General features: G+C 39.6%; 18 protein-coding genes and 1 other RNA gene. 7 read left to right on the forward strand and 12 right to left on the reverse strand.

Annotation, left to right across the window (positions count from 1 at the left end; translation table 11 throughout):
• Nucleotides 1-344 precede the first annotated feature (344 nt).
• Entirely contained in the window at nucleotides 345-551 is a 207-nt protein-coding gene (locus N8N51_RS08690) for a helix-turn-helix transcriptional regulator (protein WP_050216445.1), read from the reverse strand.
• 174 nt (nucleotides 552-725) lie between these two features.
• On the opposite strand from N8N51_RS08690, the gene N8N51_RS08695 reads away from it, so the two are divergent.
• The 3 genes from N8N51_RS08695 (at nucleotide 726) to N8N51_RS08705 (ending at nucleotide 3211) form a co-directional block, all read left to right on the forward strand.
• Nucleotides 726-1481: an XRE family transcriptional regulator gene (locus N8N51_RS08695; RefSeq protein ID WP_261104039.1), complete on the forward strand. Its 756-nt coding sequence runs from the start codon at nucleotides 726-728 to the stop codon at nucleotides 1479-1481.
• Nucleotides 1482-1494: 13 nt separating this feature from the next.
• Complete coding sequence (locus tag N8N51_RS08700) at nucleotides 1495-2007, forward strand: hypothetical protein (protein ID WP_261104040.1); 513 nt, start codon at nucleotides 1495-1497, stop codon at nucleotides 2005-2007.
• A 121-nt stretch (nucleotides 2008-2128) separates the two neighbouring features.
• On the forward strand, nucleotides 2129-3211 hold the full coding sequence (locus N8N51_RS08705; protein ID WP_261104041.1) for a tyrosine-type recombinase/integrase: 1083 nt from the start codon (nucleotides 2129-2131) through the stop codon (nucleotides 3209-3211).
• 132 nt (nucleotides 3212-3343) lie between these two features.
• Here N8N51_RS08705 and ssrA read toward each other — a convergent pair.
• From ssrA to N8N51_RS08725, 4 genes are all read right to left on the reverse strand, one after another.
• Nucleotides 3344-3691: a transfer-messenger RNA gene (ssrA, locus tag N8N51_RS08710) on the reverse strand.
• A 61-nt stretch (nucleotides 3692-3752) separates the two neighbouring features.
• The gene (locus N8N51_RS08715; RefSeq protein WP_000290664.1) at nucleotides 3753-4388 is read right to left on the reverse strand and encodes an SGNH/GDSL hydrolase family protein; all 636 of its coding nucleotides are present in this window, start codon (nucleotides 4386-4388) and stop codon (nucleotides 3753-3755) included.
• 1 nt (nucleotide 4389) lies between these two features.
• Nucleotides 4390-5217, reverse strand: coding sequence for an HAD family hydrolase (locus N8N51_RS08720; protein WP_000153519.1), 828 nt, complete (start codon nucleotides 5215-5217; stop codon nucleotides 4390-4392).
• Nucleotides 5218-5238: 21 nt separating this feature from the next.
• Nucleotides 5239-6564, reverse strand: coding sequence for a CapA family protein (locus N8N51_RS08725; RefSeq protein ID WP_314725843.1), 1326 nt, complete (start codon nucleotides 6562-6564; stop codon nucleotides 5239-5241).
• Between the two features lie 174 nt (nucleotides 6565-6738).
• Here N8N51_RS08725 and def point away from each other — a divergent pair, with 174 nt between their 5' ends.
• Nucleotides 6739-7350, forward strand: a complete 612-nt coding sequence (def, locus tag N8N51_RS08730) for a peptide deformylase (RefSeq protein WP_001272956.1) — start codon at nucleotides 6739-6741, stop codon at nucleotides 7348-7350.
• Nucleotides 7351-7394: 44 nt separating this feature from the next.
• On the forward strand, nucleotides 7395-8123 hold the full coding sequence (gene rlmB, locus N8N51_RS08735; RefSeq protein ID WP_033688992.1) for a 23S rRNA (guanosine(2251)-2'-O)-methyltransferase RlmB: 729 nt from the start codon (nucleotides 7395-7397) through the stop codon (nucleotides 8121-8123).
• Between the two features lie 38 nt (nucleotides 8124-8161).
• Here rlmB and trxB read toward each other — a convergent pair whose 3' ends face one another.
• From trxB to N8N51_RS08770, 7 genes are all read right to left on the reverse strand, one after another.
• Nucleotides 8162-9073, reverse strand: a complete 912-nt coding sequence (trxB, locus tag N8N51_RS08740) for a thioredoxin-disulfide reductase (RefSeq protein WP_000272298.1) — start codon at nucleotides 9071-9073, stop codon at nucleotides 8162-8164.
• A 65-nt stretch (nucleotides 9074-9138) separates the two neighbouring features.
• A complete protein-coding gene (locus tag N8N51_RS08745; protein ID WP_000926599.1) occupies nucleotides 9139-9363 on the reverse strand; it encodes a DUF4059 family protein in 225 nt (74 codons plus the stop codon).
• A 77-nt stretch (nucleotides 9364-9440) separates the two neighbouring features.
• A complete protein-coding gene (locus tag N8N51_RS08750) occupies nucleotides 9441-10184 on the reverse strand; it encodes an amino acid ABC transporter ATP-binding protein (RefSeq protein WP_000590982.1) in 744 nt (247 codons plus the stop codon).
• On the reverse strand, nucleotides 10184-10984 hold the full coding sequence (locus tag N8N51_RS08755; protein ID WP_001103445.1) for an amino acid ABC transporter permease: 801 nt from the start codon (nucleotides 10982-10984) through the stop codon (nucleotides 10184-10186). The genes N8N51_RS08750 and N8N51_RS08755 overlap by 1 nt, the downstream gene beginning before the upstream one ends.
• A 157-nt stretch (nucleotides 10985-11141) precedes the next feature.
• Nucleotides 11142-11498 (reverse strand): arsenate reductase family protein, encoded by a 357-nt coding sequence (locus N8N51_RS08760; RefSeq protein ID WP_000889083.1) that lies wholly within the window; start codon nucleotides 11496-11498, stop codon nucleotides 11142-11144.
• A gap of 12 nt (nucleotides 11499-11510) precedes the next feature.
• Nucleotides 11511-12020 carry a methylated-DNA--[protein]-cysteine S-methyltransferase gene (locus N8N51_RS08765; protein WP_020903509.1) on the reverse strand — a complete coding sequence of 170 codons (510 nt, stop codon included), beginning with the start codon at nucleotides 12018-12020 and terminating at the stop codon, nucleotides 11511-11513.
• Complete coding sequence (locus N8N51_RS08770; RefSeq protein WP_000405856.1) at nucleotides 12020-12514, reverse strand: GNAT family N-acetyltransferase; 495 nt, start codon at nucleotides 12512-12514, stop codon at nucleotides 12020-12022. The genes N8N51_RS08765 and N8N51_RS08770 overlap by 1 nt, the downstream gene beginning before the upstream one ends.
• A 134-nt stretch (nucleotides 12515-12648) precedes the next feature.
• Here N8N51_RS08770 and N8N51_RS08775 point away from each other — a divergent pair, with 134 nt between their 5' ends.
• A complete protein-coding gene (locus N8N51_RS08775) occupies nucleotides 12649-13095 on the forward strand; it encodes a DUF1836 domain-containing protein (RefSeq protein ID WP_050079346.1) in 447 nt (148 codons plus the stop codon).
• Nucleotides 13092-13739 (forward strand): PAQR family membrane homeostasis protein TrhA, encoded by a 648-nt coding sequence (trhA, locus tag N8N51_RS08780; protein ID WP_261032545.1) that lies wholly within the window; start codon nucleotides 13092-13094, stop codon nucleotides 13737-13739. The genes N8N51_RS08775 and trhA overlap by 4 nt, the downstream gene beginning before the upstream one ends.
• Nucleotides 13740-13753 lie beyond the last annotated feature (14 nt).

Here is a 13753-nt window from a genome sequence, read left to right on the forward strand (position 1 = left end):
AGCTTGATACTGAAACTGATAAGTCTATGAAGGTGAATGACCTTACCTACAAAGTTTTGACAGGCGAGGTTGATTTCGACAGAGCTTTAAAAATAGCTAATAAAGCAAGCAATAACAAACAAAACTTAAAGAAAAGATTTATTCAGAAGACTTCTAAAAAATCATAAATTAAATTTATTTCTAATTCTTTCAAGCTCATCATCTTGTATTTTTTTAAACCCGTTGATACGCTTTTTTCTATCTCTTTTGCTAGCGTAGTATGTGGCAAAACCGATGACTATGTTGATAATGATAGTGAAATAAAACCATACTAGTTCGTTCATAGTGCTCCTTTCTTATTGCGGTTAAACCGCAATATCGTGTAAAAAAATAATGTCATCAATAGACACACCAAAAGTAGTAGCGATTTGATAAGCTTGGGTTACAGTAGGTTCTGTTTTCCCTCGCTCCCAATTTCCCCAAGTATCAACAGAGACATCAATAGCCTCAGCTGCATCCGCTTGTCTCCAATTTTTTAGAGTTCTCAATGTTTTAAGAGTCATTTTCTGCATTTTACAATCCTTTCTATCTTTTTTTATAATTGAGTGACTCAACTATGACTCTATTATAATGCGGTTAAACCGCAATGTCAAGTGTTTTTTGCGTTTTTATCGTATTTTTTTTATTTTTTTCTTTACTTTTTTGCGTTTTTGCCGTAATATATACTATATAAAGGAGTAATACAAATGAGCAATAATAAAAGTAAAGAAATTTTCTCTGCGAACTTGGAAAAGTTAATGACCAGCAGAGGCGTTGATAGAAATAAACTTTGTTCTGATTTAGGATTAAAATACACTACTGTAAGAGATTGGTTAAAGGGTATAACTTATCCTCGGATAGGAAAAATCGAATTACTTGCGGACTATTTCGGTGTTAATAAATCGGACTTGATAGAAGATAAAACTCAAGAAGTAAAAGAAGTAAAAATCCCTACTTCCCCTCTCGTTCAAAAAGTAACTGAAAAAGTTGTAAAGTTGTCAACTCCAAGAAAACAAAAAGTTCTGAACTATGCTAATGAACAATTAAAAGAACAGAATAATAAAGTGATTATGATTGAGGAAAAGCTTTTTGAATACAATGTATATGAAAAACTTTCAGCTGGTACTGGCTTTTCATACTTCAACGATGGGAACTATGACACTGTTTTTTACGACAAAGACCTAGACCACGATTTTGCTTCTTGGGTTTTTGGAGACTCAATGGAACCTAAGTACATGAATGGAGAGGTCGTTCTTATCAAAGAAACAGGATTTGACTATGATGGTGCTGTTTATGCAGTTGAGTGGGATGGCCAAACTTACATTAAAAAAGTTTATAGAGAAAAAGACGGTCTTAGACTAGTCTCTATCAATAACAAATATAAAGATAAATTCGCACCATATGAAGAAGATCCGAGAATTATTGGAAAAATAGTCGGAAACTTCATGCCAATAGAAAATTAAAAGGAGAAAAAACATGAACAAAAGAAAAAATTCTAAGCCAATTTATAAAAGAGTATGGTTTTGGGTGCTGATTGCTTTCTTGGCTATTGGTGCGATAAATAGTATTTCAAAGAACCCATCTAAAAATACTGCAACCAAAGCTGAAAAAACATCATCAGCAGCAGTTGAACAGAAATTTAAAATGACTAAAGAGTTAGGCGAAGATTTCGCGTTATACTTTAAGGATAATGCTCAAATTTTTGACAACGAAAAAAAAGTTGATTTTATCCCAGGCGGAGATGATAAATTTGTTTCTGTAAGACTTGGGGAAGGTTGGAAATATGAAAGTATTAGTCGAAAAATTTATATCACAAATGAATTTCTGAAGGCTAAAAACACTCTTTTTGAAAAATGGGCCGAAGAAAAAGGTTATAAAATTGATGCACAAAAAGACATTCCTGAACTACTCGTCTATGTATCTGATAAAGATAAAACTCAAATAGCTAGTGAGCATAAGGGTAAAATGAAAATATTCAACATAAAATAGCAAAAAAATCCCCACACTCGCCATCGCCAAACTTTGAGTGTGAGGATATCCATGTATAGTAAACGGCATTAAAAAGCCCTTTTTACTATACCCATTTTATCAAGAAATGAGGTAAAAATCAATGGAAATAAAGTCTTATAAAAAGAAAAACGGAGAGACGGCTTATGGTTTCATAGTCTATGTTGGAAAAGAAAATGGAAAAAGTAAGTACGCTCGAAAAAAAGGGTTTGCTACAAAAGCAAAAGCAAGGGCAGCACTACTCCAACTTCAAGAAGATATAGAGAATGGAGAACAGAGCAGGAAAGAAATCACGGTTGAAGAGATTGCTAAAAAATGGCTTAAAGATTATTCTGAAACAGTACAAGAAAGTACCTACATCAAGACTTCTAGGAATTTCAAGAATCACATCTATCCAGTTTTGGGCAATAGGAAAATAGCTAGTATCACTCCTCTTCAAATGCAAGAGCAGGCCAATGAATGGTCTAGAAAATTAGTCTATGGTCGTAAGTTAAAAGGGTTGATGAATAATGTTTTCAAATACGCAATCAGGCATGGATATATTGATACAAATCCAGTTGATAGTGTAATTACATCAACAAGAAAGAAATCAGATAACAAGAGCGACTTTTACAACAAAGATGAACTTCAAAAATTCTTAAAACTTGTCAGTAAGACAAAGGATCTAGAGAAGATAACTCTATTCCGTCTTCTGGCCTTTACAGGGGCACGAAAAGGGGAGATTTTAGCCCTTGAATGGAAAGACTGGACAGATAATACTCTGGACATAAATAAGGCCATTACAAGAGGTTTTGCAGGCGAAGAGATAGGCAACACCAAAACGGTCAGTAGTAATCGACTAATTAGCTTGGACAAAAAGACAAAAAGCATTTTAAAAAAATGGAAAAAGCAGAATCCAAATACTAAATATATTTTTGAAAATGAATTTAAAAAGCCGATTCCAAGCACCTTGCCCAGAAAGTGGCTTATCAAAATTGTGGAAGGTAGCGACCTGCGTCCGATTAAAATCCACGGCTTCAGACATACACATGCCAGCCTTTGTTTTGACGCTGGTATGACTTTGAAGCAAGTCCAACATCGGTTAGGACATTCAGACTTGAAAACGACCATGAACGTTTATACACACATAACAAAGCAAGCAAAAGACGACATCGGAGAACGCTTTGCGAAGTACATAGATTTCTAGGATACGACAAAAATGTTGTATCCTTTGTTGTATCCTTTTTTCGCAAAAGAATACCAAGGAATACCAAAGGCAAAAACAAAAAACGTTGATTTAACAACGTTTTACCAAGGAATGCAAAAGAATGCAAAGGAATAATGGAGCCGGTGGGAGTCGAACCCACGTCCAAACATCTGCTAACATATTTGTCTACAACCATAGGTTATGTATTCGTTTAACAGTCCCTCGACACATAACTCAAGCCTAGAAACCGCGAGTCTATCAATCTCTTATCAAGCCGCTAGACAAGGCTTGATCGTATCTCGCTAATAATAAGACCTGTCATTGAACACGAGCAATCCAAATCGGGTCACGCCTGCTGGTTTTTAGGCAGCTAGAGCGTAAGAAGTGTTATTTTTTGCAGTTATATTTAACTGAGCGTTTACGTCGCCACACGAGTCGCAAAATATGCCTCATAATGCCTGTCGAATCCGTAACGACCCCAAAAGACAATAAAACCATTATACCTTATCTAACTCAAAAATGCAAAAAGGAAAGCAATTAACTACAAAAGATAGTCTTTCAAAGATTTTGTCAAAACCTGATAACCGGGAACACTAAGGTGCAACCCATCAGTTGTATAATCTTTTTTGAGTTGGCCTGCCTGGTCTGTCAAACTATCAAAAACTGGCGCAAATTCTACCTGCATATAGGCAGAGGAAAGTTCTTTATAGGCTTGATTCCATTTCTGAATTTTTTCATTCGTGCGGATATAGACTGTCTGCTTGTACTCCTCGCCCTCATTGACTGGCAAAATGGAAAGCAATTTTATCTCTGTCAGTGGATAATCGCGAGCAATGGATTGTATGATAGATTCGAGATTATTGAGAGCCTCATTCACAGGCACATCTTTTCCGATATCGTTCGTCCCAATTAAAAGGACAATTTTATCTACCGCCCCACCGTACAGATGCGCATCCAGATTCTCTAATAACAGCCCTGTCTGATAACCTCGAATGCCTCGATTGACAATCGTCTTTGCAGTCCCAAATAGTTCCTGCAGAGGATAATATTCGACAATGGAATCCCCAATAAAAAGAATGTCTGGCTCTACAACAGAAACCTGATTTAAGTGACGATACTTGGTTTGGATTTTTTCTTGTTCCTTTAGTAACCAATTTTCTAATAACTGTACTGCCACTTCATTCTCCTTTTTCTAACCAGTTTTCCAAGATTTGATAAACTCCTCCTTGGCTATTGGCTGGCGCTAGAGCAGTAGCCACAGCTTTGGCTTTATCATCAGCATTTTCCATCGCATAGGCAATTCCAGCCATTTCAAGCATTTCAACATCATTTTCACTGTCACCAAAAGCCATGATTTGTTGGGAGGTCAAGTCCCAGCGCTTGAGTAATTCTTCCAAGCCCCATGCTTTATGAATTCCAGCTTGAAGGATATCAATGCAACCATAGCCACTCGATACAGCACGAACACGGCCATCAAAGAGGTCATTGATTTCTTCCAAGACCGAACTCAAACGTTCCTCACCAACAACCATACTCATCTTGAGCACACCACCAAAGAGGTCAGAGGTTAATTCGTCCACAAATTGCATCCGTTGGTAGAATTTTTCAATCATTTCTGGAGTCATAAAACTTTCAAGGTCTGTAAAAATCGTACCTTCTTTGACGAAACCACCCTTCATAGACGTTACAACAAACTGATCCTGACACGCTCGACCCTTAAAATGAGCCAAAGCCTTATCGACAATGGCATCATCCCAAGTCTGAGCCTGAATCAGTTCATTGTTTTCAAAAATACGAGCACCGTTTGCAACAACCAGAACCACCCGATCGACCAAGTGCTCCAGTAGTTGCCTCATGCGGTGAATTTCATTCCCAGTCGCAATGACAAAACGAATACCCCTTTGATCCAACTGATCTAAAATCTTTTCCAAACGTGGGAGATCAAGCTGGCCTCTAGCATCCAGCAAGGTCCCATCCATATCTGTTGCAATTACCTTAATCGTCATTTACTTTCCTCTGGATTCAAGCTAGTCCCACTTCAATCCCACATGTTCGTTCATTTCTTTGTAGGCTGTATCAATTCGTTCCTTAGTCGCTTCATCTAACTGGTCACGATGACTACCACCCTCGATAAAATCTTCTAAGATATAAGTTTGGTATAGGAATAGTGGATAACCTTCTGGAGAATAGGTTCCTTTTGGTGTACGGTTTACCCAAGAAGGATGCGCTTTGGCAGTTTCGATTGTCGTCTTACCGGCTTTTTTCTTAACAGTCACATCCATGAGCACGCCACGCTCTGTCCACTTAGCATTCTCTTCATCTTGCATGGTTTCAATTCGTTGATTGGAAATGAAGTTCCCCATTGAATAGATAATGAGTTTCTTGTCCCCATCTTTTTCAACCGTTTCAGATGGTTCAACTACGTGAGGGTGCCCTCCAAAGATAATATCAGCTCCCCAATCAATCATCTTGTGATAAAGAGCCTTTTGTTCTTCAGTTGGTTCCAAGCGATACTCCACACCCATCTGAGGCATGATAATGGTGATATCCGCTTCCTTCTCTGCCCGTTCAATTTCAGCCTTCATCTTGTCTTCATTTAGGTCTGAAAGATAGCGGGTATAGTCTTCTTGAGAAATACTTTGCTCAATTCCATTAAAACCATAAGAATAGGCCAAAAGTGCAACCTTGATACCGTTCACTTCCTTAATAACCAGTGGAGCTTGATCACGTGACTCATGCGTATACACTCCAATAGGTGTCATTCCTGCCTTTTCAATAGCATCTGCTGTTGAAACCACACCTTCTATTTGTGAATCTAGGATATGGTTATGCGCCAAGTCTAGCACTTGATAACCGGCATCCTTGATGGCATCCATGACTTCTCCAGGTGCATTAAATAGCGGATAACCAGCCAAATAGTGGTCCTTATTCACAGTACCTTCAAAATCACCTAAAATCAAGTCTGCTTGTTTGAGCCATGGTTTTACATATTCAAAATTTTCATGGAAATCATAGGTCCCATCTTCTTTTAAAGCAGAACGATAGATGGGAATGTGATAGAGGAGGTCCCCGTTGGCCATAATTCTAGCAGTTTTCTCCTCGTCCTGATCTTTAGCATTTTGGTTCGTCTTATTTGCTTCTTGAGAAATGGTATCCTTTTTTTGACTGGTCAAGGGGATTCCTTGGAAGCTTTCAAACAACAAGACCAAACCCATTGATAAAGCAACAGCTAGCAAGAGTATCGCCACAAATCCCTTATTACTCCACTTGCGGTAACTCCTAAAAAAGTTTACAAAACCCCTCATAAAACGAAAAACTGGTCCACGTTTATGTCTATCTTGTCTTCTTTGCATCTTCATTCTCCCCACTTTCTAATGCAAGCCTTTTCTTTTTATTATATCACAGATAAGTAATTCTTTCACAATTGAATCGAACCTAGTAGGCATTTTCTATAAAAGCTCGATGCCGTAATGCTTTCAATCCTTGTCATTTTGTGATATCATGTAGAGGTAATGAAAGGAGAGAAAATGTCTGCTATAGAACGTATTACAAAAGCTGCTCACTTAATTGATATGAACGATATTATCCGCGAAGGGAATCCTACTCTACGCGCGGTTGCTGAGGAAGTCACTTTCCCCTTGTCTGATCAGGAAATCATCCTTGGCGAAAAGATGATGCAATTCCTCAAACATTCCCAAGATCCTGTCATGGCTGAAAAAATGGGACTACGCGGTGGGGTTGGACTTGCTGCCCCTCAATTAGATATATCAAAACGTATTATCGCTGTTTTGGTGCCAAACATTGTCGAAGAAGGCGAAACTCCACAGGAAGCTTACGACTTGCAAGCTATTATGTACAATCCAAAAATCGTCTCTCACTCTGTTCAAGACGCTGCTCTTGGTGAAGGAGAAGGTTGCCTGTCTGTTGACCGCAACGTACCTGGCTATGTAGTTCGCCATGCCCGCGTTACGGTTGACTACTTTGACAAGGATGGAGAAAAACACCGTATCAAACTCAAAGGCTACAACTCCATCGTTGTTCAGCATGAAATTGACCACATTAACGGTATCATGTTTTACGATCGTATCAATGAAAAAGACCCATTTGCAGTTAAAGATGGTTTACTAATTCTAGAATAAAGAAAATCCCGTTGCAAGACGGGGTTTTGTGTTATAATAGAGGCATGAAAACAAATGATATTGTCTATGGCGTCCACGCCGTTACCGAAGCCCTCCTTGCAAACACTGGCAATAAACTCTACCTCCAAGAAGATCTCCGAGGTAAGAATCTTGAGAAAGTCAAGGAACTGGCTACAGAAAAGAAGGTATCTATTTCTTGGACTTCAAAAAAATCCCTCTCTGAGATGACTGAAGGTGCTGTTCACCAAGGTTTTGTTCTACGAGTGTCTGAATTTGCCTATAGCGAGTTAGATCACATCCTTTCAAAAACACGTCAAGAAGAAAATCCACTTCTGTTAATTCTGGATGGCCTAACTGACCCTCACAACTTAGGCTCCATCTTAAGAACCGCTGATGCAACCAATGTTTCCGGAGTCATCATTCCCAAGCACCGTGCTGTCGGAGTTACTCCTGTCGTTGCCAAAACAGCAACAGGTGCTATTGAACACGTTCCAATTGCCCGAGTAACCAATCTGAGTCAAACTCTAGACAAACTCAAGGATGAAGGATTCTGGACCTTTGGAACAGATATGAACGGGACTCCTTGCCACAAGTGGAATACAAAAGGGAAAATTGCCCTCATTATCGGAAATGAAGGAAAAGGCATCTCTAGCAACATCAAAAAACAGGTAGATGAAATGATTACCATTCCTATGAATGGACATGTTCAAAGCCTTAATGCCAGTGTTGCTGCAGCCATTCTCATGTACGAAGTTTTCCGAAATAGACTATAAAAAAGTTTCCAGTCATCTGATTGGAAACTTTTTTATGATTAACTATGTTCGGTGATAAACTTGTAAGCTTCTTGACCAGCGATAGCTCCATCTCCAACTGCTGTTGTTACTTGTCGAAGGTCTTTCAAGCGAACATCTCCAACTGCAAAGATACCGTCAACTGCAGTTTTCATGTGATTGTCTGTCACAATCCAGCCTGCCTGATCTTGGATATTCAATTCTTTAACAAAATCACTAAGAGGGTCCAAACCAACATAGATAAAGACGCCACCGAAGGCTTGCTCTGTCACTTGACCTGTTTTCACATTTTCAAATACGACAGATTCTACTCGGTTTTCACCCTTGATTTCCTTCACTACAGAATCCCAGATAAAGCTGATTTTCTCATTCGCAAAGGCGCGGTCTTGTAAAACCTTTTGGGCACGAAGTTGGTCACGACGGTGAACAATGGTAACAGTCTTAGCAAAACGAGTCAAGAAGAGGGCTTCTTCGACAGCTGAATCTCCGCCACCAACTACCAACAAATCTTGGTCACGGAAGAAAGCACCATCACACACGGCACAGTAAGAAACACCACGACTGTTCAGTTCTTCTTCTCCAGGTACTCCCAAAGGACGGTGTTTAGAGCCAGTCGCTACGATAACGGTACGAGTTTCATATGTTTGGTCATCAGTCATCACTTTCTTAAAATCACCATGGTCTTCGACATTTTCAACATAACCATAAATGTGCTCAACACCAAGATTTTCAAGCGGTTCAAACATCTTTTCTGCCAATTCTGGCCCACTAATATTAGCGTATCCAGGGTAATTTTCAATATCAGATGTATTATTCATCTGACCACCTGGCAGACCACCTTCAATCAAGGCTACTTTCAGATTGCTTCGAGCAGCATACAAGGCTGCAGTCATACCTGCAGGTCCAGCACCGATAATAATAGTATCGTACATATAGTTTCCTTCTTTCTTGTTGTAACTATCTTTATTCTAACTCTTTCTTGTCAATCACGCAAGGATTATGCCTTGAAAACAAGAATTAAACTCATAACCGCAAAGGATAATACTGGAACAACCAAAACACCAATCATAATCATATCATAGAGATGGGCTTGGCGAGCCTTGGCTGTCTTATCAACTCCCGACATGGCTCTCAGTCCAATCCAAATCCCTAAAAAAATCAGGACGAGGATGGTGGTCAAGATCAAACTCTCGAAATATAAAGAAAATAGTTGCAGTAGCATGATTTCTCTCATTTCTATCTTTTTTAAAGAGTAAACTCAGCTAGTCCAGCTAACTGAGTTTTTCTTTATCTATTATATCAAATATAAGTCCGTTTGTAACTAGCGAAGAATTCTTTTGTTCGCTCTTCTTTAGGATGGTGGATAATCTCATCCGGTGTTCCAGACTCAATGATTTTCCCCTTATCTAGGAAGAGAATCTTATCCGCAACTTGAGCTACAAAGGACATGTCATGACTAACCAAAATCATGGTTTGACCTGACTTAGCAGCATCTGCAATAGACTTTTCTACTTCGCCGACCAATTCTGGATCAAGGGCTGAAGTTGGTTCGTCTAAGAGCAAGACATCTGGTTTCATCGCAAGTGCACGCGCTAGGGCAACCCGTTGCTTCTGTCCACCTGATAAATGGCGAGGATAATGGTTTTCACGGTCTGAAAGCCCAACCTTAGCCAACTCTTCCTTGGCAATCTTGGTTGCTTCTTGGTCGGATAATTTCTTGACAACAACCAAGCCTTCTTTCACATTATCAAGTGCTGTTCGGCGTTCAAACAAATTAAACTGTTGGAAAACCATAGACAACTTACGGCGTAGGGCAAGGATTTCTTCTTGAGTGATTTTAGAAAAATCAACTGAGAAATCATCAATCTGAATAGAGCCACTGTCAGGTGTTTCAAGATAATTGAGACTACGAAGGAAGGTTGATTTTCCAGCTCCTGAAGAACCAATCAAGGCTACAACTTCCCCTTTTTGAATATCCAAGTTCAGATGATCCAAGACAGTCTGTCCTGAAAAGGATTTGCTTAAATTCGAAATCTTAATCATTAACGAAGGTCTCCTTTCACATCTGTTTGCACTGTATCGGGTGCAGAAATAGCCATTTTTCTCTCGATGAAACGACCAAGGCTTTCAATTCCGATATTGACTACCCAATAAACAAGGGCAACGGAGATAAAGCGTTCAAAGTAGCGGTAATCAGCTCCACCCAAAATCTGAGCTTGGGCAAAGACTTCCACAACACCCGCACTAAAGGCTAGAGAAGTTCCTTTGGTCAAGCCGATTAGGGAATTGATTAAGGTTGGAGTCGCCACAACGGCCGCATTTGGAATAATCACGCGACGATAAACTTGCGCTCGGGTCATCCCCAGACTGCGTGCCGCCTCAATCTCACCAGGATTGACTGAGAGAATGGCTGCACGAATGGTTTCACTAGCATAAGCTGCTTCATTAAAGGCAAAGGCGACAATTGCAAAAGCAGCGGCTGGAATCGCATTGATATTGAAACCAGTTCCCCATTGCTGATTGAGAGCTTTCAAAGCCAAAGGAATTCCGTAGTAGGTCAACATGAGTTGCACCAAAATCGGTGTCCCTTTTAAGAAGCTAACAAAGAAGGCCTGCAAGGGGTATAAAATTTTGACACGATTGATCTTCACAATGGCAAAAAGAAGCGCCAAAACCAAGCCAAAAAGAGCACCACCAATGGTCAACATAATCGTTATTGGAAGTTGTTGGACAATTCTCGGGATTCCATCAAAGACCGAACGCAAGCTAAAAAGCTTGCCATCCGGAATCAATTGCATCAAGTTTTGGTACCAATCTGATGCTAAAATCGTTGTAACATTCATAAAAACATCCTCTCCTGATAATGATTCATTCTACCATACTTTTGCCGTCAATGAAATTATTTGCTACGGTCAGGTACAGACTTTGTCTACCTACTAGTTTATCATACTTTGAAACAGGGAGGTTATATATTTTATCTATCAAAGAGATAGATAAAAACTATTTCAATCCCAATTCTTCATAAGCTTTTCGATAACCGATTTGCTTAACAGTTCCATTTTCTACTAAAATGGGGCGTTTTAACAACATACCGTCGCTTGCTAGCAACTCAGCTGCTTCTTGGTTTGACAGACTTCCTACCTTATCTTTCAGCCCCAATTCACGGTATTTGATCCCACTGGTGTTGAAAAATTGCTTCAACTCAAAACCCGAGGTTTCTAGCCAGTTTAAAATGACTTCTTGGCTAGGTGTTTCTTCAACGATATGGATGGCTTTATAGTCCACACCGAGTTGGTTTAATTCTTGTTTTGCTTTTTTACAAGTTGAACATTTTGGATATTCGATAAATTCTAACATGTCTTTCACTTTCTATTTTATATCTTTAAAATCTGCGCCTTCATGCTCCAAGAGCCAAGCTTTCTTTTCCACTCCTGCAGCATAACCTGTCAGACGCTTGCCAGCTCCCAGCACCCGATGACAAGGTACTAGGATAGACCAAGGATTGCGTCCCACTGCCCCACCAATTGCTTGAGCAGAATCCACTTGTAGCTCTTGGGCTATTTGTCCATAGGTCACTGTCTGACCATAAGGAATTCCCTGTAGATAGGACCAAACTCGCTTTTCAAAATCCGTTCCGATTGGAGCCAAGGGCAAGTCGGATAAATCCTGAGACTTGCCTTTAAAGTAATCATCTAAGCAAGCAATAACTGGATCTAAAATTGGATGACTAACAACTGCTTCTATCGTCTCATCTCCTAGTCCTCTCTCAAAATGCTTCTGCTCCTGCACCCAAATGCCATACAGATATTGCTCGTCGGCAACCAAAGACAAGGTTCCTATTGGCGAAAAGTAGAGCATTTTTACGTACATCTTTTGCATTATTTCTTTAATTTTTGATAGGCCAAGCGTTCGCCATCAACAGGCACTTTACCAACCTGTTTAAAACCAAGTTTTTCAAAAATATGCTGCATGACCTTGTTTGCAACATGCGTATCTGAGCGAAAATCTAGATAGTCAAAACCTTCAATCAAGCCCTCTAAGAAGGTTTGAGCAACGCCCTGTCCCTGTACATCTGCTGCCACAGCAATACGGTGAAAGACTAGGTACTCTGACTCCCCAGCTTGCCAGTTTCCTTCATAAATGGCTTCATAGGCTGCCTCTGGACTCTTGGTCACAGCTGCATAAGCTAGTAATTCTCCCTCTTCCAAGGCTACATAGGCTTGACCTGAGATAATATCCTCAATAATAATATCAGCATTTGGATAACCATTTTGCCACTGGTCACTACCAGCATCTGCTAAACATTTTTTAGCATCCTCCATCACCTGCATGATGGTATCTACTTCATTTGGAAAAGCTAAACGAATTTCCATCTTTTCTCCTCATTTCTGACTAGTTTCTCCCATCATAGCATAATTTAAGTCTTTCTACAAGCAGTTAAAATTTGACTTTCTGTTTTTATTGTTTTATAATCTAGTTATTAAAACTAGATAAAAAGGAGTTGAAAATGAAAACTACCTTTTCCTACCCCAAATGGGCAGAAATTCCAAACATTGACCTCTATCTGGACCAGGTTTTACTCTATGTCAATCAGGTCTGCGCCCCTATCTCTCCTGATAAAGACAAGGGCCTGACAGCATCTATGGTCAACAATTATGTCAAACATGGTTACCTGACAAAGCCTGACAAGAAAAAATACCAACGCCAACAGATTGCCCGTTTGATTGCTATCACAACCCTCAAGTCTGTATTTTCTATTCAAGAAATAGCTCAGACACTTAATACTCTCCAAACTCAAGCAAGTTCAGACCAACTCTACGATGCTTTTGTGGACTACATGAACCAAGGAATTGACCCAGCTAACCCCATTATCCAAACCAGCTGCCAAACCGTTAAACTCTATCATCAAACCCTAGCCTTAATCCATCATACTCAAGAGGAGGTAATCCAATGAACACTAGTCTTAAACTCAGCAAACAACTTAGTTTTGGAGAGGAGATTGCTAATAGCGTGACCCATGCCGTAGGTGCAGTTATCATGCTCATCTTACTGCCTATTTCATCAACCTATAGTTATGAGACACACGGATTTTTATCATCTATCGGCGTTTCCATTTTTGTTATTAGTCTCTTTCTCATGTTCCTCTCATCCACCATTTACCACTCTATGGCCTATGGTTCAACCCACAAATATGTCTTGCGAATCATCGACCATTCTATGATTTATGTTGCCATTGCTGGCTCATACACGCCCGTCGTCTTAACCTTAATGAATAACTGGTTTGGCTATCTGATTATTGCCGTCCAGTGGGGAACAACCATCTTTGGTATTCTCTATAAAATCTTTGCTAAAAAAGTCAATGAGAAATTTAGCCTTGCTCTTTACCTGATTATGGGCTGGTTGGTTCTAGCTATCATTCCTGCCATTATTAGTCAAACGACACCAATTTTCTGGAGTCTCATGGTAACTGGCGGACTCTCTTATACAGTTGGAGCTGGATTTTACGCCAAGAAAAAACCTTATTTCCACATGATTTGGCATCTCTTTATCCTTGCTGCGTCCGCACTCCAATACATTGCCATTGTTTATTACATGTAAAAAAGTTGAGAAAT

This window comes from Streptococcus mitis (genome assembly GCF_946188685.1).
GTDB classification, from domain to species: Bacteria; Bacillota; Bacilli; order Lactobacillales; family Streptococcaceae; genus Streptococcus; species Streptococcus mitis_CC.